This is a genomic window from Roseovarius sp. MMSF_3359 (assembly GCF_030733385.1).
In the GTDB taxonomy this organism is placed as follows: Bacteria; Pseudomonadota; Alphaproteobacteria; order Rhodobacterales; family Rhodobacteraceae; genus Roseovarius.
In genome coordinates, this window is sequence record NZ_JASHJC010000014.1 from 14,585 (window position 1) to 31,790 (window position 17,206).

20 protein-coding genes and 1 tRNA gene are annotated in these 17,206 nt (G+C 61.4%); 11 read left to right on the forward strand and 10 right to left on the reverse strand.

What is annotated here, in order from left to right; genetic code table 11:
* Positions 1–141: 141 nt before the first annotated feature.
* Positions 142–849 carry a VPLPA-CTERM sorting domain-containing protein gene (locus tag RBB29_RS17745; protein WP_306115666.1) on the reverse strand — a complete coding sequence of 236 codons (708 nt, stop codon included), beginning with the start codon at positions 847–849 and terminating at the stop codon, positions 142–144.
* Between the two features lie 307 nt (positions 850–1,156).
* Between RBB29_RS17745 and ribB the strand changes: the two genes are divergently transcribed.
* The 3 genes from ribB to nusB are packed head-to-tail and all read left to right on the forward strand — an operon-like array spanning position 1,157 to position 3,325.
* A complete protein-coding gene (gene ribB / locus RBB29_RS17750; RefSeq protein ID WP_306115667.1) occupies positions 1,157–2,308 on the forward strand; it encodes a 3,4-dihydroxy-2-butanone-4-phosphate synthase in 1,152 nt (383 codons plus the stop codon).
* A 4-nt stretch (positions 2,309–2,312) separates the two neighbouring features.
* Positions 2,313–2,858: a 6,7-dimethyl-8-ribityllumazine synthase gene (locus tag RBB29_RS17755; protein ID WP_306115668.1), complete on the forward strand. Its 546-nt coding sequence runs from the start codon at positions 2,313–2,315 to the stop codon at positions 2,856–2,858.
* Positions 2,855–3,325, forward strand: coding sequence for a transcription antitermination factor NusB (gene nusB / locus RBB29_RS17760; RefSeq protein ID WP_306115669.1), 471 nt, complete (start codon positions 2,855–2,857; stop codon positions 3,323–3,325). Before RBB29_RS17755 ends, nusB begins: the two co-directional genes overlap by 4 nt.
* 30 nt (positions 3,326–3,355) lie before the next feature.
* On the opposite strand, the gene RBB29_RS17765 is transcribed toward nusB, so the two are convergent.
* Positions 3,356–4,060, reverse strand: a complete 705-nt coding sequence (locus RBB29_RS17765; RefSeq protein ID WP_306115670.1) for an anti-sigma factor domain-containing protein — start codon at positions 4,058–4,060, stop codon at positions 3,356–3,358.
* Positions 4,057–4,599, reverse strand: a complete 543-nt coding sequence (locus RBB29_RS17770; protein ID WP_306115671.1) for a sigma-70 family RNA polymerase sigma factor — start codon at positions 4,597–4,599, stop codon at positions 4,057–4,059. The genes RBB29_RS17765 and RBB29_RS17770 overlap by 4 nt, the downstream gene beginning before the upstream one ends.
* Before the next feature lie 320 nt (positions 4,600–4,919).
* Here RBB29_RS17770 and RBB29_RS17775 point away from each other — a divergent pair, with 320 nt between their 5' ends.
* The gene (locus RBB29_RS17775; protein ID WP_306115672.1) at positions 4,920–5,255 is read left to right on the forward strand and encodes a hypothetical protein; all 336 of its coding nucleotides are present in this window, start codon (positions 4,920–4,922) and stop codon (positions 5,253–5,255) included.
* Between the two features lie 307 nt (positions 5,256–5,562).
* Positions 5,563–6,006: an MmcB family DNA repair protein gene (locus RBB29_RS17780; RefSeq protein WP_306115673.1), complete on the forward strand. Its 444-nt coding sequence runs from the start codon at positions 5,563–5,565 to the stop codon at positions 6,004–6,006.
* Here RBB29_RS17780 and RBB29_RS17785 read toward each other — a convergent pair.
* Positions 6,001–6,189 (reverse strand): DUF6324 family protein, encoded by a 189-nt coding sequence (locus RBB29_RS17785; RefSeq protein ID WP_306115674.1) that lies wholly within the window; start codon positions 6,187–6,189, stop codon positions 6,001–6,003. The two genes, RBB29_RS17780 and RBB29_RS17785, sit on opposite strands and share 6 nt — an antisense overlap.
* A 148-nt stretch (positions 6,190–6,337) precedes the next feature.
* Here RBB29_RS17785 and RBB29_RS17790 point away from each other — a divergent pair.
* Positions 6,338–6,414, forward strand: a tRNA-His gene (locus tag RBB29_RS17790).
* A gap of 4 nt (positions 6,415–6,418) precedes the next feature.
* On the opposite strand, the gene RBB29_RS17795 is transcribed toward RBB29_RS17790, so the two are convergent.
* Entirely contained in the window at positions 6,419–6,733 is a 315-nt protein-coding gene (locus RBB29_RS17795) for a DUF6476 family protein (RefSeq protein ID WP_306115675.1), read from the reverse strand.
* On the opposite strand from RBB29_RS17795, the gene RBB29_RS17800 reads away from it, so the two are divergent.
* From RBB29_RS17800 to RBB29_RS17810, 3 genes are all read left to right on the forward strand, one after another.
* On the forward strand, positions 6,732–7,757 hold the full coding sequence (locus RBB29_RS17800) for an RluA family pseudouridine synthase (RefSeq protein ID WP_306115676.1): 1,026 nt from the start codon (positions 6,732–6,734) through the stop codon (positions 7,755–7,757). The genes RBB29_RS17795 and RBB29_RS17800 overlap by 2 nt on opposite strands.
* Positions 7,758–7,916: 159 nt before the next feature.
* Complete coding sequence (rpoH, locus tag RBB29_RS17805; protein ID WP_306115677.1) at positions 7,917–8,813, forward strand: RNA polymerase sigma factor RpoH; 897 nt, start codon at positions 7,917–7,919, stop codon at positions 8,811–8,813.
* 60 nt (positions 8,814–8,873) lie between these two features.
* Positions 8,874–9,941, forward strand: coding sequence for an alpha/beta hydrolase (locus tag RBB29_RS17810; RefSeq protein WP_306115678.1), 1,068 nt, complete (start codon positions 8,874–8,876; stop codon positions 9,939–9,941).
* Here the strand turns inward: RBB29_RS17810 and RBB29_RS17815 are convergent, their stop codons facing one another.
* Genes RBB29_RS17815 through RBB29_RS17825 form a run of 3 tightly spaced genes read right to left on the reverse strand, consistent with a single transcriptional unit; the run spans position 9,942 to position 14,410 of the window.
* Positions 9,942–11,762, reverse strand: coding sequence for a M3 family oligoendopeptidase (locus RBB29_RS17815; protein ID WP_306115679.1), 1,821 nt, complete (start codon positions 11,760–11,762; stop codon positions 9,942–9,944).
* A gap of 51 nt (positions 11,763–11,813) precedes the next feature.
* Complete coding sequence (locus tag RBB29_RS17820) at positions 11,814–13,412, reverse strand: ATP-dependent DNA ligase (protein WP_306115680.1); 1,599 nt, start codon at positions 13,410–13,412, stop codon at positions 11,814–11,816.
* Positions 13,409–14,410 carry a ligase-associated DNA damage response exonuclease gene (locus RBB29_RS17825; RefSeq protein WP_306115681.1) on the reverse strand — a complete coding sequence of 334 codons (1,002 nt, stop codon included), beginning with the start codon at positions 14,408–14,410 and terminating at the stop codon, positions 13,409–13,411. Before RBB29_RS17825 ends, RBB29_RS17820 begins: the two co-directional genes overlap by 4 nt.
* Positions 14,411–14,506: 96 nt before the next feature.
* On the opposite strand from RBB29_RS17825, the gene RBB29_RS17830 reads away from it, so the two are divergent.
* Positions 14,507–15,337, forward strand: a complete 831-nt coding sequence (locus RBB29_RS17830) for a fumarylacetoacetate hydrolase family protein (protein WP_306115774.1) — start codon at positions 14,507–14,509, stop codon at positions 15,335–15,337.
* Here RBB29_RS17830 and RBB29_RS17835 read toward each other — a convergent pair.
* Positions 15,291–16,277, reverse strand: a complete 987-nt coding sequence (locus RBB29_RS17835; RefSeq protein ID WP_306115682.1) for an alpha/beta hydrolase — start codon at positions 16,275–16,277, stop codon at positions 15,291–15,293. The genes RBB29_RS17830 and RBB29_RS17835 overlap by 47 nt on opposite strands.
* Positions 16,277–16,567 carry an SCP2 sterol-binding domain-containing protein gene (locus tag RBB29_RS17840; RefSeq protein ID WP_306115683.1) on the reverse strand — a complete coding sequence of 97 codons (291 nt, stop codon included), beginning with the start codon at positions 16,565–16,567 and terminating at the stop codon, positions 16,277–16,279. The genes RBB29_RS17835 and RBB29_RS17840 overlap by 1 nt, the downstream gene beginning before the upstream one ends.
* A gap of 127 nt (positions 16,568–16,694) precedes the next feature.
* Between RBB29_RS17840 and RBB29_RS17845 the strand changes: the two genes are divergently transcribed.
* On the forward strand, positions 16,695–17,201 hold the full coding sequence (locus tag RBB29_RS17845; RefSeq protein WP_306121194.1) for a tetratricopeptide repeat protein: 507 nt from the start codon (positions 16,695–16,697) through the stop codon (positions 17,199–17,201).
* The last annotated feature ends 5 nt before the right edge of the window (positions 17,202–17,206 follow it).

Consider the following 17,206-nt stretch of genomic DNA (forward strand, 5'->3'; position numbering starts at 1 on the left):
ACAGCGCCCTGCCTGGTCAACGTATGACTGATCAGGCGTTCGTCGGTAGGAGGTCGTTTGTCGTCCCGTTGGGCAGGATGGTCGCTTGGCCCTCAAGATCGCCCGCGATCACGCAGGCGATCCAAGGATTTTCCGAAACGATCAGGATTGGCGGCGACGGCGGGCCACGCCACCTGCGGCGCCCAGCATGCCCAGGGCAGCAGGCAGCAGCAGGACACTCGCGGGGAGCGGTACGACGCCCGGATTGCCACCGGGTTCCAGAACGATGTTGATGTCACCGTGGTAGGATTGGCAATTGTCGCCCTTGCAGCCGGCCTCACGCGCCGTGAACCATGTCGAGAGACCCAGAAGGTTGGCATCCTTGTCATTGGCGCCCACACCAACCTGCACTTTCAGACCCGCGCCGCGCATCTCAAGATAGAAATCGGCGATGCCCGCGGTTTTGGAGATCAGTTGCGCACGTGTGAAATCATAGAATTTCCACTGCGACGTGTCGGGATTTGATCCACCGACCTTCTTATATTTGCCGGGATCGGCAACTTCGATCAGGTCGAGAACCAGGTCGAACCCCTGCAGGGCCGCATTGCGCACGGTCCCGGTCAGCGTGGCCTTGTTGCCGTCGACCGTGAAGAGCCCGAAAGCGTCTTCGCCCCGAACGGTGTTTTCGAAGACGAAATGGTTCGCCTTGCTGCCGGACGCGCCCTGAGGCTTGGAGCCGAACCAAAGCGAATGCTCAGGCTTGCCGTTCTCATAATGACTGGTTGCGGTATAGACCGTGGCGGCCTGTGCCGCGGCGCTGGCAAAGCCGATGGCGGCTGCAGCAGCAATAAATGTGGTGCGTAGAAACATCGTACCCTCACTCGTAAAACAAAACAGGTGATCGAAGTGCCTGCTGAGGCGGGGTCAGTCAACCGGATCGCGACAAAAACTGCCTAATTTGCCAGAATTTTGCCTTAAATCCTTCGTGGTTGTTCAGGGAATGGAAACGATACGTCGTTTGCGTGGTGATTGATTTCGGTTCGGGGGTGTTGGCTGACGAAGACCGGCGCGATTCGATGTCTTTCATTGGGGGCGGTAAAGGCCAATCCCAGAAGATCAGCACTGGTCAACGCGCGGTGCCTGCGGTATCTGGCGGGGGTCTATTTCCGGGGGTCAGATGTCTGAAACTGTTCCGTTCGAAAAGCCGGGTCCTGTCGAGGCTGGTTTGCGCCAGGCCATCGCGCCCATCGAAGAGATCATTGCCGAGGCGCGTGCGGGTCGCATGTATATCCTCGTCGATCACGAAGATCGCGAGAACGAGGGCGATTTCGTTATCCCGGCCGAGTTTGCCGATGCCGCCGCGATCAACTTCATGGCGACGCATGGGCGCGGCCTGATCTGCCTGCCGATGAGCGCCGACCGGATCGAGGCGTTGCAACTGCCGATGATGGCGGTGAACAACTCCTCGCGGCATGAAACAGCGTTTACCGTGTCGATCGAGGCGCGTGAAGGCGTCAGCACCGGTATTTCTGCTGCCGACCGGGCGCTTACCGTGGCCACCGCGATCAACGATCAGAACGGCCCCGCCACCATCGCCACACCCGGCCACGTTTTTCCGCTGCGCGCGCGCAATGGCGGTGTGTTGATCCGCGCCGGCCATACCGAGGCGGCGGTTGATATCTCGCGCCTTGCCGGTCTGCATCCTTCAGGCGTGATATGCGAGATCATGAACGAAGACGGCACGATGGCGCGTCTTCCTCAGTTGATTGATATCGCCAAACAACATGGCATCAAGATTGGCACGATCAGCGATCTGATCGCCTATCGCCACAAGCACGACAACCTCGTGCGCGAGGTTCGGCGCGAAACGGTCATGTCCTCCCATGGCGGCGAATGGGACATGCGCATTTTCGCCGATCAGATCAGCGGCACGGAACATGTGGTGCTGACCAAGGGCGATGTGAGCGATGGCGAGCCGGTTCTGGCGCGGACCCATGCGCTCAATGCGCTCGAGGATGTGCTGGGGATCGGTCTGTCGGAGACCACCAGCGGTCCGACCGGCAAACTGCCCCGGGCGATGGAGATGATCGGCGCCGAGGGCAGGGGGGCCGTGTTCCTCTTCCGCCAGCCACGCCCGAAACTTGCCAGCGAGATGGAAGACGACGACACACCGCGCACGATCAAACAGACCGGTCTTGGGGCGCAAATCATGCAGACGATGGGATTGCATGAGCTTATCCTGCTGACAGACAGCCCCGATACCCGGTATCTTGGGCTTGACGCTTACGGCATTTCGATCACCGGCACCCGCGCCCTCAGCGAAGGATAGATCCATGGCCTCGACCGAATACACCATGCCCCGTGCAGAATTCGACAAACCGGTGAAGCTGCTGATCGTGGTGGCGCCGTTTTACCGCGATATCGCCGATAACCTGATCGCGGGTGCCAAGGCCGAGATCGAGGCGACCGGCGGCACCTATGACCTGGTTGAAGTACCCGGCGCGCTCGAAGTGCCGACGGCGATCGGGATCGCCGAACGGATGTCGAATTTCGATGGCTATGTCGCCCTGGGCTGCGTCATTCGCGGCGAGACGACGCATTACGAAACCGTCTGCAACGACAGTTCGCGCGGCATTACCCTTCTGGGCCTGCAGGGGCTTTGCGTCGGCAACGGCATCCTGACGGTCGAGAACCGCGATCAGGCCGAGGTGCGGGCCGATCCCGCGCGGATGAACAAAGGCGCAGGCGCCGCAGCGGCAGCCTTGCATCTTGTGGCGCTCACCCGTAAATGGGGCGCCGCGCGCAAGGGGGTGGGGTTCCTGCCCGATGCGGAAGAATACAAGCTGGCCGGTGGCCTTGAGGACAATCCGAAAGCATGAGCAACCTTTCCGGTAATCAGAAACGGCAGATGAAATCGGCCGCGCGGCTTTACGCGGTGCAGGCGCTGTTTCAGATGGAGCATTCCGGGCAGACCGTGGATGCAGTGATGCACGAGTTCGAGGATCACCGTTTTGGCGCCTCCTATGATGAGGGTGAGATGGCCGAGGGGGATGTGAGCCTTTTCGAGCAACTCATGCAGGATGCGGTCAATAACCAGGCGCTGATCGACCAAATGACCGATCGGGCGCTGGTGGCGAAATGGCCGATCAACCGGATTGACCCGACCATCCGGGCACTCTTTCGTGCCGCGGGGGCGGAACTCACGCAATCCTCGACACCGCCCAAGGTGGTGATCGTGGAATTCGTCGATATCGCCAAGAGTTTCTTTCCCGAGGGGCGGGAGCCGAAATTCGTCAACGCCGTGTTGGACCACATGGCGCGTGAGGCCAAACCCGAAGCGTTTTAACGTGCGTTTTCGTTATGGTTTCAAGCTACACTAAAGCTCGGTCACCGTCCCCACGGCCAGTACGGCGCCGGTCGGTTGCCCCGTAGGCGAGCCGCCCGGTGGTTCGTCCGAGATCGCAAGGGTCAGGTCGGCGACACCGGCACGAAACTCTTCGGGGAGCGGGAGGCTTGCGGCCTCGGCATCGGGCAGCACGCCAAGCGAGACGGGCGCGTTGCCGTCGGCGATGACCCAAAGCTCGAGGGCGCGTCCCGCGGCGGCCTGACCATCGGTCCGATTGAGTTGCAATTCCCCCGCGTTGCTGTCGTAGACCGCCAGGATGCGGAGCGACTGATCGTCGGCCGCGATTTCCGAGACATAGAGCGGCCCACGTTCCGCGGGATCCGGTGAGCCGGTCAGCATCAGTTGCCAGGCAAAGAACCCGGCAAGGAGCAGTGAGGCGACGCTAAGCCCCTGCCAGAGGCCAAGCCGCTGCCAGAACGACGGGCGCGGTGGCGGCGCCCCGAAAAGCCGGGTCATCAATGCGTCCTTCACCGCCCCCGTCGCGGCCTCTTCGGCAAACTCGGGATTCATGCCCGCCAGACGCTCGGTCCAGGCCGCAACCTCCTTTCGCAGATCCGGTTCCGCCTCAAGGCGGGCCTCGAAAGCGCGCATCTCCGAAGACGGCAGCAAACGCAGCACATATTCCGCCGCAAGCAGGTTGTCGTCATCGCGATCTGGTGGGGAAGCGTCGGTCATCGTTCCATGCACTCCCTCAGGCTGATGAGACTGCGCCGCAGCCAGGTTCGGACGGTGTTGAGCGGGACGCCGAGTTTTTCCGACAGTTCCGCATAGCTCAGCCCTTCAAGATACGCGCCGCGCACAGCCCTGTCGCGGGGCGATTCCAGCTCGCCGAGGCAATCGGCAATCCGACCGGCTTCGCCCGCGGCGACGGCCACCTGCTCAGGCGTCGGGCCGGACCCCGGCAACATGTCGGCCATCGCGTCGATGTCATCGCTATCGCGGCGGGCGCGCAGCTTGTCGATCGCGGTGTTCCGCGCGATGGTGATGAGCCAGGTCATCGGACTTGTTCCGCCTCTTGCGTATCGATCGGCACGGCGCCAGACCTTCATATATGTCTCTTGCAGGACATCCTCGGCGCTGGCCCGGTCTTTCAAGACACGCAGTGCCACACCAAAAAGTTTCGCGTTGGTCAGATCGTAGAGACGGCCAAAAGCCTGACGGTCGCCGAGCGAGACTTTTCCGATCAGGTCTTCGATCTCTTCCACGGAACTCATCAGGATGGTGCTCCTGCTTCTGCGCGCCGGCTTGGGCGCGATACGGGGCTTCTGGTGGCAACACCCTTATACCCGATCTTACGTTGCACGTGAAAATTGGATCAAATTCAGCCCGGTTTTCTGTTTTGTTTTCGCAGGGGGCTGCCCCACTCAACGGCTCACGCCGAACGCTTATTGTCCTCGAAGAGTGTTTCGATCCCTGAACTGTGGGCGTCGAGATGCGCTAGTCCCGCGAAGCGTGCGCGGCTTCCTGCACAACCGCTTGAGGTGGCTTGCAAGTGTGCTAGACTCCGTCACAGGTAATTTGAGCGAGTCGCCCCATGCCCAAGTTGATCCGTCTCTACATCATCAATGTTGCCATCGGCTTCGCCTTGGCTGCCGTTTTCGTCGCCATGCTGCTGTGGTTCAATATCGGCAATCTCTGGCATCTCGTCACGCATTCAGACAAGGGGTGGCTTGCGGTTCTGATCCTGTGGGTCGCAAACGGGATCGTCTTTGCCGGTGTGCAATTCGCCATCGCGGTGATGCGGATGAAGGACGACGACGATGACGAGCCGCGCGGGGGGCACCGCGGTCGGGTGATGCGGCGCGAGCCTGCACCCGTTCCGGTACGTGTCGATGCGCGGCGGTCTGGCGATTTCCTGAACAAATCCTGAAAATCGGGAGCTGAGTGGTCGTCGTGGACCGAACGGTGGCGTGCGCGCGCCATTCGTTGTCTTGAGGAATGAAAGTGGCGGGACCGCACGAACCGTGGGGTTATCTCATTCCCGAGGACCTGTATATACAGGTGGGCGCCGGGTAACCGGACCACGGCCCGGACAGAGCCAGCTCCCTCGGAATTGCTTAAGGCCACCGGAATGCAACCGTTCACAAGAAGCGCAGAACCCGCCAATGCCTACCTAATGTGTCCCCCGGGCGGCGGCAAGGGGTTGCAAATGTTCATCTTTTGTTCATAATTGTCGGATGGACGACCTGCGCGAGAAAAACCTGATGCCAGGGCAGATGCTGGCCCGTGGCGTGTGTCGGCTTCTTTTGGAGTACGATTTTGTTTCTATTGAAGAATTCATGCCCGAACGCGGTAAGCGCGTGGACGTGATGGCGCTTGGCCCCAAGGGTGAAATCTGGGTGATTGAGTGCAAATCCAGCCGGGCGGATTTCACGTCCGATGCGAAATGGGAGGGGTATCTGGAGTGGTGCGACAGGTATTTCTGGGCGGTCGATGCGGATTTTCCCACCGATCTGCTGCCCGATGGCACCGGTTTGATCATCGCCGATGCTTACGACGCCGAGATCATCCGCATGGGTCCCGAAAGCAAACTGGCCGCGGCGCGGCGCACGGCACTGACCCGCCGCTTTGCCCGTCATGCGGGATTGCGGCTGCAGGGGCTACGCGATCCGGTTCTATGATTTCTTTCCACCGGCGATCTTGGCGGCGGCGATGATTTCGGCGGCAATTTCCTCGGCCTCGTCAGGCGAGAAATCCATCGGTATTTCAATATCTTGCGCTTCAATGTAAAGGCGGACCATGCCCTGATCCGTCGGGCCAATCTGCAGGTTGGCTTCGATGTCGCTTTCCGAGTTGATGCCCATGGCGGCCTCCTTTGCTGACGGCTCAGGTACTGGTTTTGGCAGGGCTTGGCAAGCGGCCCGGTGGTGCGATTTTTTCCGGCAATCGCGGGTTTTTTGCCGTGTAACAGGCTTGCATTTCACCGGTCAAAAAGTTACATCGCCGTTGAGTGCCGCCTTAGCTCAGTTGGTTAGAGCGCCTGATTGTGGATCAGGAGGTCCCCCGTTCGAGCCGGGGAGGTGGTACCATCCCTCACTCAGACTGGTTTTCAATGGCGATGGTTTGGCGCAATGCGCCGGTTTTCTGGTTGTAAATCAGGATCCTGTCGTCATCCGTAACGACGGCGTACCAGCCCTTGCCCTGCGTAAAGGCTGCGGCGGTGCTCCCGTCGGGCAGGGTGATCGTGTCGGGCAAATCGGCGCTGAACGCGTCCGAGAACTTGGTGACAAAGAGAACCACGATCACTATGAAGCCCAGAATCATCGTGACGGTCAGGACCGTGACGAGAATGCGCAGATATTTTACCAGCGCCGGATCGACCGGTTGCGTTTCAGGACTGTTTGTCATGGGCTCCACACCGCTGAGGTTCCGGATCGCTGCCGATCCGCCTGGACGTCTTGATAAGGCGCTTTCGCGCGATGTGCCAGAGGCGGCGAACCTGTCTCGGACGCGGTTGGGCCGGTTGATCGCCGACGGGCAGGTGGTTTTGAATGGCGTGCTGGTGCGTGACCCCAAGACCAAGGTGGCCGAAGGGGATGTGGCCGAGATCATCGTGCCGGACGCTGCCGAGAGCCATATTGGACCCGAAGACATTCCGCTTGACGTGGTTTTCGAGGATGATGACCTGATCGTGGTTAACAAACCTGCGGGGATGGTGGTGCACCCCGCGCCGGGAACGCCGGACGGGACGCTGGTGAACGCCTTGTTGCACCATTGCCGCGACGATCTTTCGGGCGTCGGGGGGCAAAAACGTCCTGGGGTCGTGCATCGAATTGATAAGGAAACCAGTGGCTTGCTGGTCGTTGCTAAATCGGATCAGGCGCATCATGGACTGGCGGCGCAGTTTGAAGCCCATAGCGTCGAGCGATACTACCGGGCGGTTGTCTACGGGGTGCCGGACGCGAGTGATCCGCGTTTGCGCGGTGTTCGCGGGGTGAGTTTCGAGCCCGGCAATATCATGCGTATCACGACGCAATTGGCCCGCCACAAGACTGACAGGCAGAAGCAGGCGGTGTTGTTCGAGTGCGGGCGTCATGCGGTGACCCGCGCGCGCATCGTCGAACAATTTGGCACGCCCGGGGTTGCGGCACTCATCGAATGTTGGCTTGAAACAGGGCGAACGCATCAAATCCGGGTGCATATGGCCCATGTGGGTCATGGGTTGATCGGCGATCCGACCTATGGTGGTCGGCGGAAACTTGCGGTGAAATCCATCGGCGAAGGCGCTGTCGAGGCCGCCCGAAATTTCCCGCGACAGGCGCTTCATGCGGCCGTGCTTGGCTTTGAACATCCGGTAACAAAAGAGAAAATCCGGTTTGAGGCGCCGATGCCGCGGGATATGGCCGATCTGATTAGCGCGCTGAAAACCTGAAACTTTTCGCACTATTGTGTGAAAATGCAGAGGTCCCTCTCGCATTTTTGGATCTGTGCATTCATATTTTGTTAAACTATTCAGTTCACGTGCCTTGATTGGCGCATATGGCGACCCTACATTAATGTTAACGCCCTAAACATTGGGAGGGACAGAGGCATGAGTAACTACAAAAATCTGCCGGCACCGACGCCCGAAGGTGGTCTGAACCGGTATATGCAGGAAATCCGCAAATTCCCGCTCCTGGAGCCGGAAGAAGAATACATGTTGGCCAAAGCCTGGGTCGAGAAAGAAGACACCGAGGCCGCGCACAAGATGGTCACGAGCCACCTGCGCCTGGCGGCCAAGATCGCCATGGGTTATCGCGGCTATGGCTTGCCGCAGGCCGAGGTGATCTCCGAGGCCAATGTGGGCCTGATGCAGGCGGTCAAACGGTTCGATCCGGAACGCGGTTTCCGTCTGGCGACCTATGCCATGTGGTGGATCCGCGCGAGCATTCAGGAATACATCCTGCGCTCCTGGAGCCTTGTGAAGCTGGGTACCACCAGCGCGCAGAAGAAGCTTTTTTTCAACCTCCGCAAGGCCAAGGCCAAGATCGGTGCGCTCGAAGACGGTGACATGCATCCCGACAACGTCAAGCAGATCGCAACCGATCTGGGCGTGACCGAGGAGGAGGTCATCAGCATGAACCGCCGGATGTCCGGTGGCGATGCGTCGCTCAATGCGCAGATCGGCTCCGAAGGTGAGGGGACGATGCAATGGCAGGACTGGCTTGAGGACGAAGATGCCGACCAGGCCGGGGATTACGAGGCCCGCGATGAGCTTGAAGCGCGCCGTGAGTTGCTGGCCGAGGCGATGGATGTGCTCAACGATCGCGAGAAGGATATCCTGACCCAACGCCGCCTGAGCGATCAGACGATCACGCTTGAGGACCTGAGCGCCGAATATGACGTGAGCCGCGAGCGGATCCGCCAGATCGAGGTGCGCGCCTTTGAGAAGCTGCAGAAGCGCATGCGGACCTTGGCGCAGGAAAAGGGCATGCTAACCCAAGCCTAGGGCCTTTTCGGCAGGTCGAATTCACTTTAACCTCTTCCGGGCAACCGGGAGAGGTTTTTCATGGGTTCTGCACGCGGAAAAAGAACGCTCAAACAAACCGTTAGGTGGGTGACCGCCGCGTCATGCCTGCTGGTTCTGGTGGCCTGCACCTCCCGCGATACCGCCATGCGCGCCGCCCCGGATCCGTCGGGCAGCATTCAGCCGGTTTACGTGGCCACGACCCGGGCGCTTGATCGGACCGGGCCGGTCTTCGGCGAGGCACGTCCGACGCGGCTGAATTACTTCCGGGTCGATGTTTCGGTCCCGCCGACCCATGAAGTGGGTCAGATCGAATGGGCGCGGGGGACGCCGGATGCCCGGACCGATTTCGTCGTGACTGACACGCAGGTTTTCGACGGCGCGTCCGACATGGCGCGGCGGGTTCAGCGGTCGACGCCGGGGCGGGAAACGCTGGTTTTCATCCACGGCTACAACAACACCCTGTCCGAGGCGATGTACCGTCTGGCGCAGATCCGAACCGACTTCAATGACCGCAACCCGGCGGTCTTGTTCTCCTGGCCCTCGGCAGGCGATCCGCGCGGATATGTCTATGACCGCGACAGCGTTCTCTTCGCCAGGGACGATCTTGAAACGGTGCTGCAGGCCTTGACCGCCGCGCCGGGGGAAAAGGTCTTCTTGATGGCGCATTCCGTGGGCTCGCACCTGACCATGGAGGTCTTGCGCCAGGCGGCACTGCGGGGCGACAGGCGTCTTTTGAGCCGGATCAACGGCGTCGTGCTGATGTCGCCCGATATCGACCCGGACCTGTTCCGCCGTCAGGCAGAGGCGATCGGGAAACTGCCGCAACCCTTCATTATCTTCACCTCCGAGCAGGACCGCGCCCTCGGGATTTCCGCCTTGCTGAGCGGGCGCAAACCCCGGCTTGGCGTGGTGAACTCGCCCGAGAACGTGGAGGGGCTTGATGTGAAGGTCGTCGATTTCTCGGAAGTGTCCGATGGCAAGGGGATGAACCATATCGTGCCGGTCACATCCCCCAGTGCCGTGAGCCTGCTAAAAGGCCTGATCTCACAATCCGAACGCGAGGGTCACTGGATGAGTGATTTCATCGTGCTGCACAAGCAGCCCTGATCAATCCTCCATCGCCTCCAACTGGTCGATGAAGCCCGAAATCATCGACAGGCCCTTGTCCCAGAATTTCGGATCCGACGCATCAAGGCCGAAGGGCGCCAGAAGCTCTTTGTGGTGTTTTGATCCGCCCGCGCGCAGCATGTCGAAATACTTGTCCTGGAACCCGTCGGGGTTCTCCTCGTAAACCGCATAAAGCGCGTTCACCAACCCGTCGCCGAAGGCATAGGCGTAGACGTAGAAGGGCGAATGCACGAAATGCGGGATATAGGCCCAGAAAGCTTCGTAGCCGTCCATGAACTCGAATGCGGGGCCAAGGGATTCCGCCTGGACGCTCATCCAGAGCGCGTTGATATCGTCCGGCGTCAATTCGCCCTCGCGCCGGGCGGCGTGCAATTTGCATTCGAAATCGTAAAACGCGATCTGGCGGATGACGGTGTTGATCATGTCCTCGACCTTGCCCGCCAGCAGCACCTTGCGCTCGGCATCGTCCTTGGCGTTGTCAAGCATGGTGCGGAAGGTCAGCATCTCGCCGAACACGCTGGCGGTTTCGGCGAGCGTGAGCGGGGTTGAGGCCAGAAGTTCGCCCTGATCTGCGGCCAGCACCTGATGCACGCCGTGGCCCAGCTCATGGGCGAGTGTCATCACGTCGCGCGGTTTGCCGAGGTAGTTCAGCATCACATATGGGTGCACCGTTGTCACGGTCGGGTGCGCGAACGCGCCGGGGGCCTTGCCGGGTTTCACGCCCGCGTCGATCCAGCCCCTGTCAAAGAACGGCTGCGCCAGATCCCCCATGCGCGGGTCAAAGGCGGAGTAGGCGTCCATCACGGTCTTTTCCGCGGCGGGCCAGTCCACGACCCTGGTGTCTTCGATGGGCAGGGGCGCATTACGGTCCCAGACCTGCATCACGTCAAGGCCGAGCCATTTGCGCTTGAGCTCGTAATAGCGGTGGCTGAGCTTGGGGTAGGCGGCAACCACGGCATCGCGCAGCGCCTCGACTACCTCGGCCTCCACGTCGTTCGACAAATGCCGTCCGGTTTGTGCCGTGGGCATCTTGCGCCAGCGGTCGATCACTTCCTTTTCCTTGGCCGCCGTGTTGTGGACGCGGGCAAAGGTGCGGATGTTCTCGCCAAAGACGCGGGCCAACTCGCGGCTCGCCGCCTCGCGTTTGGCGCGGTCCTGCTCGGTCAGCAGGTTGAGCGTGCCTTCGATGTTCAGCTCTTCGCCGTCCACGTCAAAGGTCAGCCCGGCGATGGTCTCGTCGAAGAGACGCTCCCAGGCATCGCCTACGACACCCAGATCGTGCAGGAACTTCTCCAACTCGTCGCTGAGTTGATGCGGCTTCATCGCGCGGATGCGGCGGATCACCGGCGCATAGCGGGCCAGATCAGCGTCTTCCGCGTACATCGCCTTGAGGCTGTCCTCATCCAGCCGGTTGAGTTCCAGCGTGAAGAAGACCAGCGGCGTGGTGAAGTTGGTGATCTTTTCCTGGCAGTCGGACAGGAACTTGGTGCGGTCGCCATCAGTGGTCAACTGGTAGTAGCGCAGGCTGGCGAAGGACATGATCCGACCGGCGATATTGCTGATCTTCTCATCCCGGTGGATACATTCCAGAAGCCCCGCCGCATCCAGCGTCTCGAGCTTGCCTTCGTAATCCGCCGCAAAACTTGCGCAGGCCTCTTCCAGCCATTCCAGATCACGGGTCAGCTCGGGCGCATCTTCGGCGGCATAGAGATCGCTCAGGTCCCATTCCGGCAGGTTGCCAAGATCTTTCCCGCCGGTCGCGTCTGTGGCGTCAAATGTGGGCTGAACGTCGTGCAACATATGGATCTCCTGATTGCGTTTGATCTGACATAGGCGGGACGGGCGCGGGCCTCAACCGTATTGCGCCAAAATGTCGTTAAGATCGTCGAGGGTATTGGCTTGCGCCGCGGATTTGTCATGACGCCAACGGGCCATGCGGGGGAAGCGCAGGGCGACGCCGGATTTGTGCCTTGTCGATGGTGCGATGCCTTCAAAGGCGATTTCGAAAACATGTTCCGGCGTGACCCGCCGCACCGGGCCGAAGCGTTCCAGCGTGTTCTTGCGCACCCAGGCGGTGATCTTGCGGAACTCCGCATCGGTCAGGCCGGAATAGGCCTTGGTGAAGGGCACCAGTTCGTTGCCGTTCCAGACCGCAAAGGTGAAATCGGTAAAGAGGTTGGCGCGCCGCCCGTGGCCTTGTTGGGCATAGATCATCACCGCGTCGATGGTCAGCGGGTCGAGCTTCCATTTCCACCAATCGCCTTTCTTGCGGCCCACATGATAGGGGCTGCTTGCGCGTTTGAGCATCAAGCCCTCGGCGCGTTTGTCCCGTGCCGCACCGCGCAGGTCAGCCAGGGCGCGCCAGTCGTCATTCGGCAGGAGCGGGGCCAGGCGGATCGGCGCGTCATCTGGTGTCTGGCTGAGCAATGCCTCAAGCGCCGCGCGCCGCTCGGCAAAGGGCTGCGCGCGCAGGTCGGTATGGTCGTTTTCCAGCAGATCATAGGCGACCAGCATCGCCGGCGCGTCCTTGAGCAGTTTTTTGGGCACGGTCTTGCGGCCAATGCGCTTTTGCAGGTCGTTGAAGGGCAGGGGGCCATCCCCGGCGTGATCCCAAGCGAGGATTTCGCCATCGACTACCACGCCATCGGGAAGATAGTCGCAAAGCCGCGCGAACTCGGGGAAACGGTCGGTCATCAGCTCTTCACCGCGCGACCAGACGAAATGCGCGCCGCCCCGGCGGATGATCTGACCGCGGATGCCGTCCCATTTCCATTCGGCCACCCATTCCGACGGTTGCCCCAAATCCTCGGGCGCGCCTTCAAGCGCGTGAGCGAGGCAGAACGGATAGGGGCGCGAGAGGCCTGCAGACGGATCAGGCGCTTCGATCAACGCGCGGTAGGTGGTGGTTTCTGGCGTCCAGTCGCCCATCAACCGATGCGCAAGTTCGGCTTCGTCCTGCCCGGTGGCCTGCGCCAGCCCCCGGGTCATCAGCTTGCGGCTGACGCCAACGCGGAACCCGCCCGTGAGCAGCTTGTTGAACACCAGCCGCTCGGCCGCCTCCATCCGGTCCCAGGCGTCGAGTATGGCGGTTTTCCGGTCGGCCTCTTCCGCCTGGTCCAGCGCGCGCAGCCGGGTGATCCAGTCTGTGAGGCTGTCATCATGGGTGGCGCTCGGCGGTGGCAGGACCAGCGCGATGGTCTCCGCCAGATCGCCCACGATCGGATAGCTTTCTTCAAAGAGCCAGAGCGGGATGCCTGCACGCTCCGCCGCCCATTCGCGCAGCTTGGTCGTGGTAATTGCCCGGCGCGGGCGGCGCCCGGAGAAAAGAGCGATCGTCCAGAGCTTGTCATCGTCGGGCGCAGCGGCGAAATACGCGGCCAGGGCCGCGACCTTGCGGGTCGTTTTCGTCGTCTGGTCGATGGTTGAATAGAGGGCGACAAAGCGTTTCATTCTGCGTCCCCATCGTCGAGCGTTTCGCCGGTGAACTCGGTCGGGACAACCTCCGCATCATACCCCTGGTCCTTTAGCCAGCGCGCGAAGATATCCGTGTAACCATGCGTTACGAATATCTTTTCCGCGCCAGTATCGGCAATCGCACTATTGAGTCCGGCCCAGTCCGCGTGGTCTGAGAGGACAAAACCGCGATCCGCCGCGCGCCGCCGCCGCACCCCGCGCAGCCGCATCCAGCCCGAGGCAAAACCGGTGGATTGCGCCCCGAAGCGTCGCGCCCAGGCGGAACCAAGCGCCGAGGGCGGGGCGAGGACCAATGCGCCCGGATGCGCCTTGGGGTCGGTCTCGGGCGTCACCTGTATCGTGTCGGGCAAGGCGATACCCTGCGCGCGCATGACCGCATTGGTGTTCTCGACCGCGCCATGGGTGAGGATCGGGCCGATCCCGGCGTCCAACAGGCTCAACACCCGCTGCGCCTTGCCAAAGGAATAGGCGCCCAGCAGGCTCGCCCGTCCTTCGGCGGCGTTGCTGGCCCACCACGTGTTGATTTCCGCGCGGATCACCTCCTCGGCGGGCCAGGTGAAAACCGGCAGGCCGAAGGTGCATTCCGAGATGAAGGCGTCGCATTTGACCGGCTCGAACGGGGTCGAGAGCGCGTCGGGCGTGACCTTGTAATCGCCTGAGACGACCCAGACCTCACCCGCGACCTCGACCCGGATCTGCGCCGAGCCGGGGACATGGCCCGCCGGGTGGAACGACACGCGCGCATCGCCGATCTTGATCTCCCGCGCATAGGGGATGGTCTCCAGCGTGATATCGCCCAACCGGTGGCGGATCACGGGCGCCGCGATATCAGTTGAGAGATAGCGTTTGTGGCCCGCGCGCGCATGATCTGAGTGGCCATGGGTGATGAGCGCCCGATCCACCGGACGCCACGGGTCGATGTAGAAGTCTCCGGCGGGGCAATAGATGCCCGCAGGCTTGAAACGCAGAACCATGAGGAGAGATTAGGCGGAATCGCGCGAATGGCCAGTCTTGCGGGCTGGGCGGCGGCGGCTATGCTGCCGGAAAATGACAGCGGGAGCGACGAGACCATGAGATTTGTGCGATATGGCGAGGCGGGGCAGGAAAAGCCCGGGGTGTTGGACGCGAATGGCGCGGTGCGGGATCTGTCGGATCATATCGACGATCTGGCAGGCGAGGCGCTTGGTAATCTGCCCGCGGTCGACCCGGCAAGCTTGCCACTGGTGCCGGGAGAGCCGCGCCTTGGGCCGCCGGTGGGTGGTGTCGGCAAGTTTGTCTGTATCGGGCTCAACTTCTCGGATCACGCGGCAGAGGCGGGGCTGCAACCGCCGCCCGAGCCAATTGTCTTCATGAAGGCCACCTCGGCCATTATCGGCCCAACAGACACCGTCCTGATGCCGCGCGGTTCGACCCGGTCGGATTGGGAAGTGGAGCTGGCCATCGTGATCGGCAGACACGCGAAATACGTCTCCGAGGCCGACGCGCTCGATCATGTGGCAGGCTACACGATTGCCAATGACGTCTCGGAACGCGAGTTCCAGATCGAACGCAAGGGGCAGTGGACCAAGGGCAAAAGCTGCGACACGTTCGGGCCGATTGGGCCGTGGCTCGTCACCCCGGATGAGATCCCGGATGTGCAAGCGCTTGATATGTCACTGGATGTGAATGGCGAGCGGATGCAGACGGGCAATACCAGTTCGATGATCTTCTCGGTGGCGCATATCATCTCTTACTTGAGCGGGATGATGTCCCTGCATCCGGGTGACGTGATTGCCACGGGAACGCCGCCGGGTGTTGGCATGGGCATGAAGCCGCCGCGATACCTGAAGGACGGTGACGTGATGACGCTTGAAATTACCGGCCTTGGCCGCCAACAGCTGAACGTGACGTATGATCCCTAGGGGCCTCGGTGGCCGCGTCGAACATGTCGCAATAGGTGTCGAGGGCGCGCCCGCGGATATCCGGGCTGTCCATCAGTAATTCGTGCTTGCCACCGTCGACCATCTCAAGCCGGGCGCCGGGCCAGCGGTTCACACGGTCGTCGATGCGCGGGACGTCGACGATCTGCTCGTCCGATCCAAGATAGGTCACGCTTGGCATGTCCGGTGAGGGCAGGCGGGACAGGTACCGACATTCCTTGAGCGCCTCGTAAAGCCAACGCAGGCTCGGGCCGCCAAGCGCCAGGGTTGGCTGCGCCAGTGTCTGGTCGATCATGTACTGATACATTTCAGGGTCGTTGGTGAGCTTGTTGCTTTCAAACGGTTCGATCAGCACATAGCTTTCCGGCGATGTCCCCGGCGCCACAAGGTGACCCCAGCCAAACCGCCGCCCGCCCCAGGACAGAGACCACGCGACGGGCCGCAGCGTCTGCGACATCTGGATGCCCCACATCGGGGCGGAAAAGGCACAGGAATTGACCGGTAACCCGTTCAGCGCCGCCCTGAGGCCAATGCAGCCGCCCATGGAATGGGCCAGCAGATGCCACGGTTTGGGCAGGTCCAGCTTTTCGGCGGCAGCAACCATCGCGGCAACATCGCGCTGATAATCGCTGAACTCGAGGACATGACCGGCCATCGCGTCAGTGACCAACCGGTCGGCGATCCCCTGGCCGCGCCAGTCGATGACCAGCGTGGCATAGCCGCGCTTGGCCAGATGGGCCGCCGTGCGGCCGTATTTCTCGATATATTCAGTGCGGCCAGGGAACAGCAGAACCGTTCCCTTGGACGCGTCTTTTGCCCAGGCTGCCACCCGGATACGCACCCCGTCATCGGCCGTCAGCCACCAGGCCTCTCCGCCATCAGGACCATCCGCGATTTCCGCGAAAAAGGGTGCGTTTTCCATTAGCTGAGTACGCTTCCGAGCTGCATCGCCATGCCCATGTCGCCATCGACGCTCAGCTTGCCGGTCATGAAGGCCGCCGTCGGATCAAGGTCGCCTTCGAGGATAGACTGGAATGTCTCGGCATCCGCCGACAGGGTCACGTCCGCCTCATCGTCGCCGGCGCGCGCACCATCGCCATCGACCATGATGGCACCTTCGTCTTCGATGACGAACTTCGCCGTTCCCGAAAAACCGTCACTGCCCATCTTTTCGTTCAGGGCCGCCACAGCGGATGTGATTACGTCGCTCATTTGCGTTTCCTCCGATTTTGACAGCGCGGGGGTTTGAATTCCGGCTGCGCACGCTAAACTCTACGCTGTTATGAGCGCACTGAATCACTTCCTCAAGAATACCGTTGCGGCATTTGGCGCGATAGTCATGTTTTCCATACCTTGCGCTGCGGCGGATCAGGCACGTCTGGACCGACTCTATGCGCAACTGCTGCAAGCCGAAGAGGCCGAAGCGGTCAAAATCGGCAAGGAAATAACGCTTGAACTATCGCGTTCGGGGTCGTCGGCGATGGATCTGCTTCTGAAGCGTGGTCGCGATGCGCTGGAGGCCGGAGAGACCGAGGCGGCGATCGAACACCTGACCGCTTTGACTGATCATGCGCCGGAATTCGCCGAAGGCTGGCACCTGCGGGCGGTGGCTTACCGGCAAGCGGACCTGTTTGGTCAGGCGATTTCGGACCTTGAACGGGCGCTGGCCCTGCGACCGCGTAATTTCGAGGCGATCTATGGGCTTGGCGTGATACTCGAAGAACTGGACCGGCCGCAGATGGCCTATGAAGCCTATAGCCGTGTCTTGGAGATCCATCCGCATTTCGAAGATACCTCCGAGGTGCTGGACCGCCTCGGGCAGTCGCTGGAAGGCGAAGACCTCTGACAGGA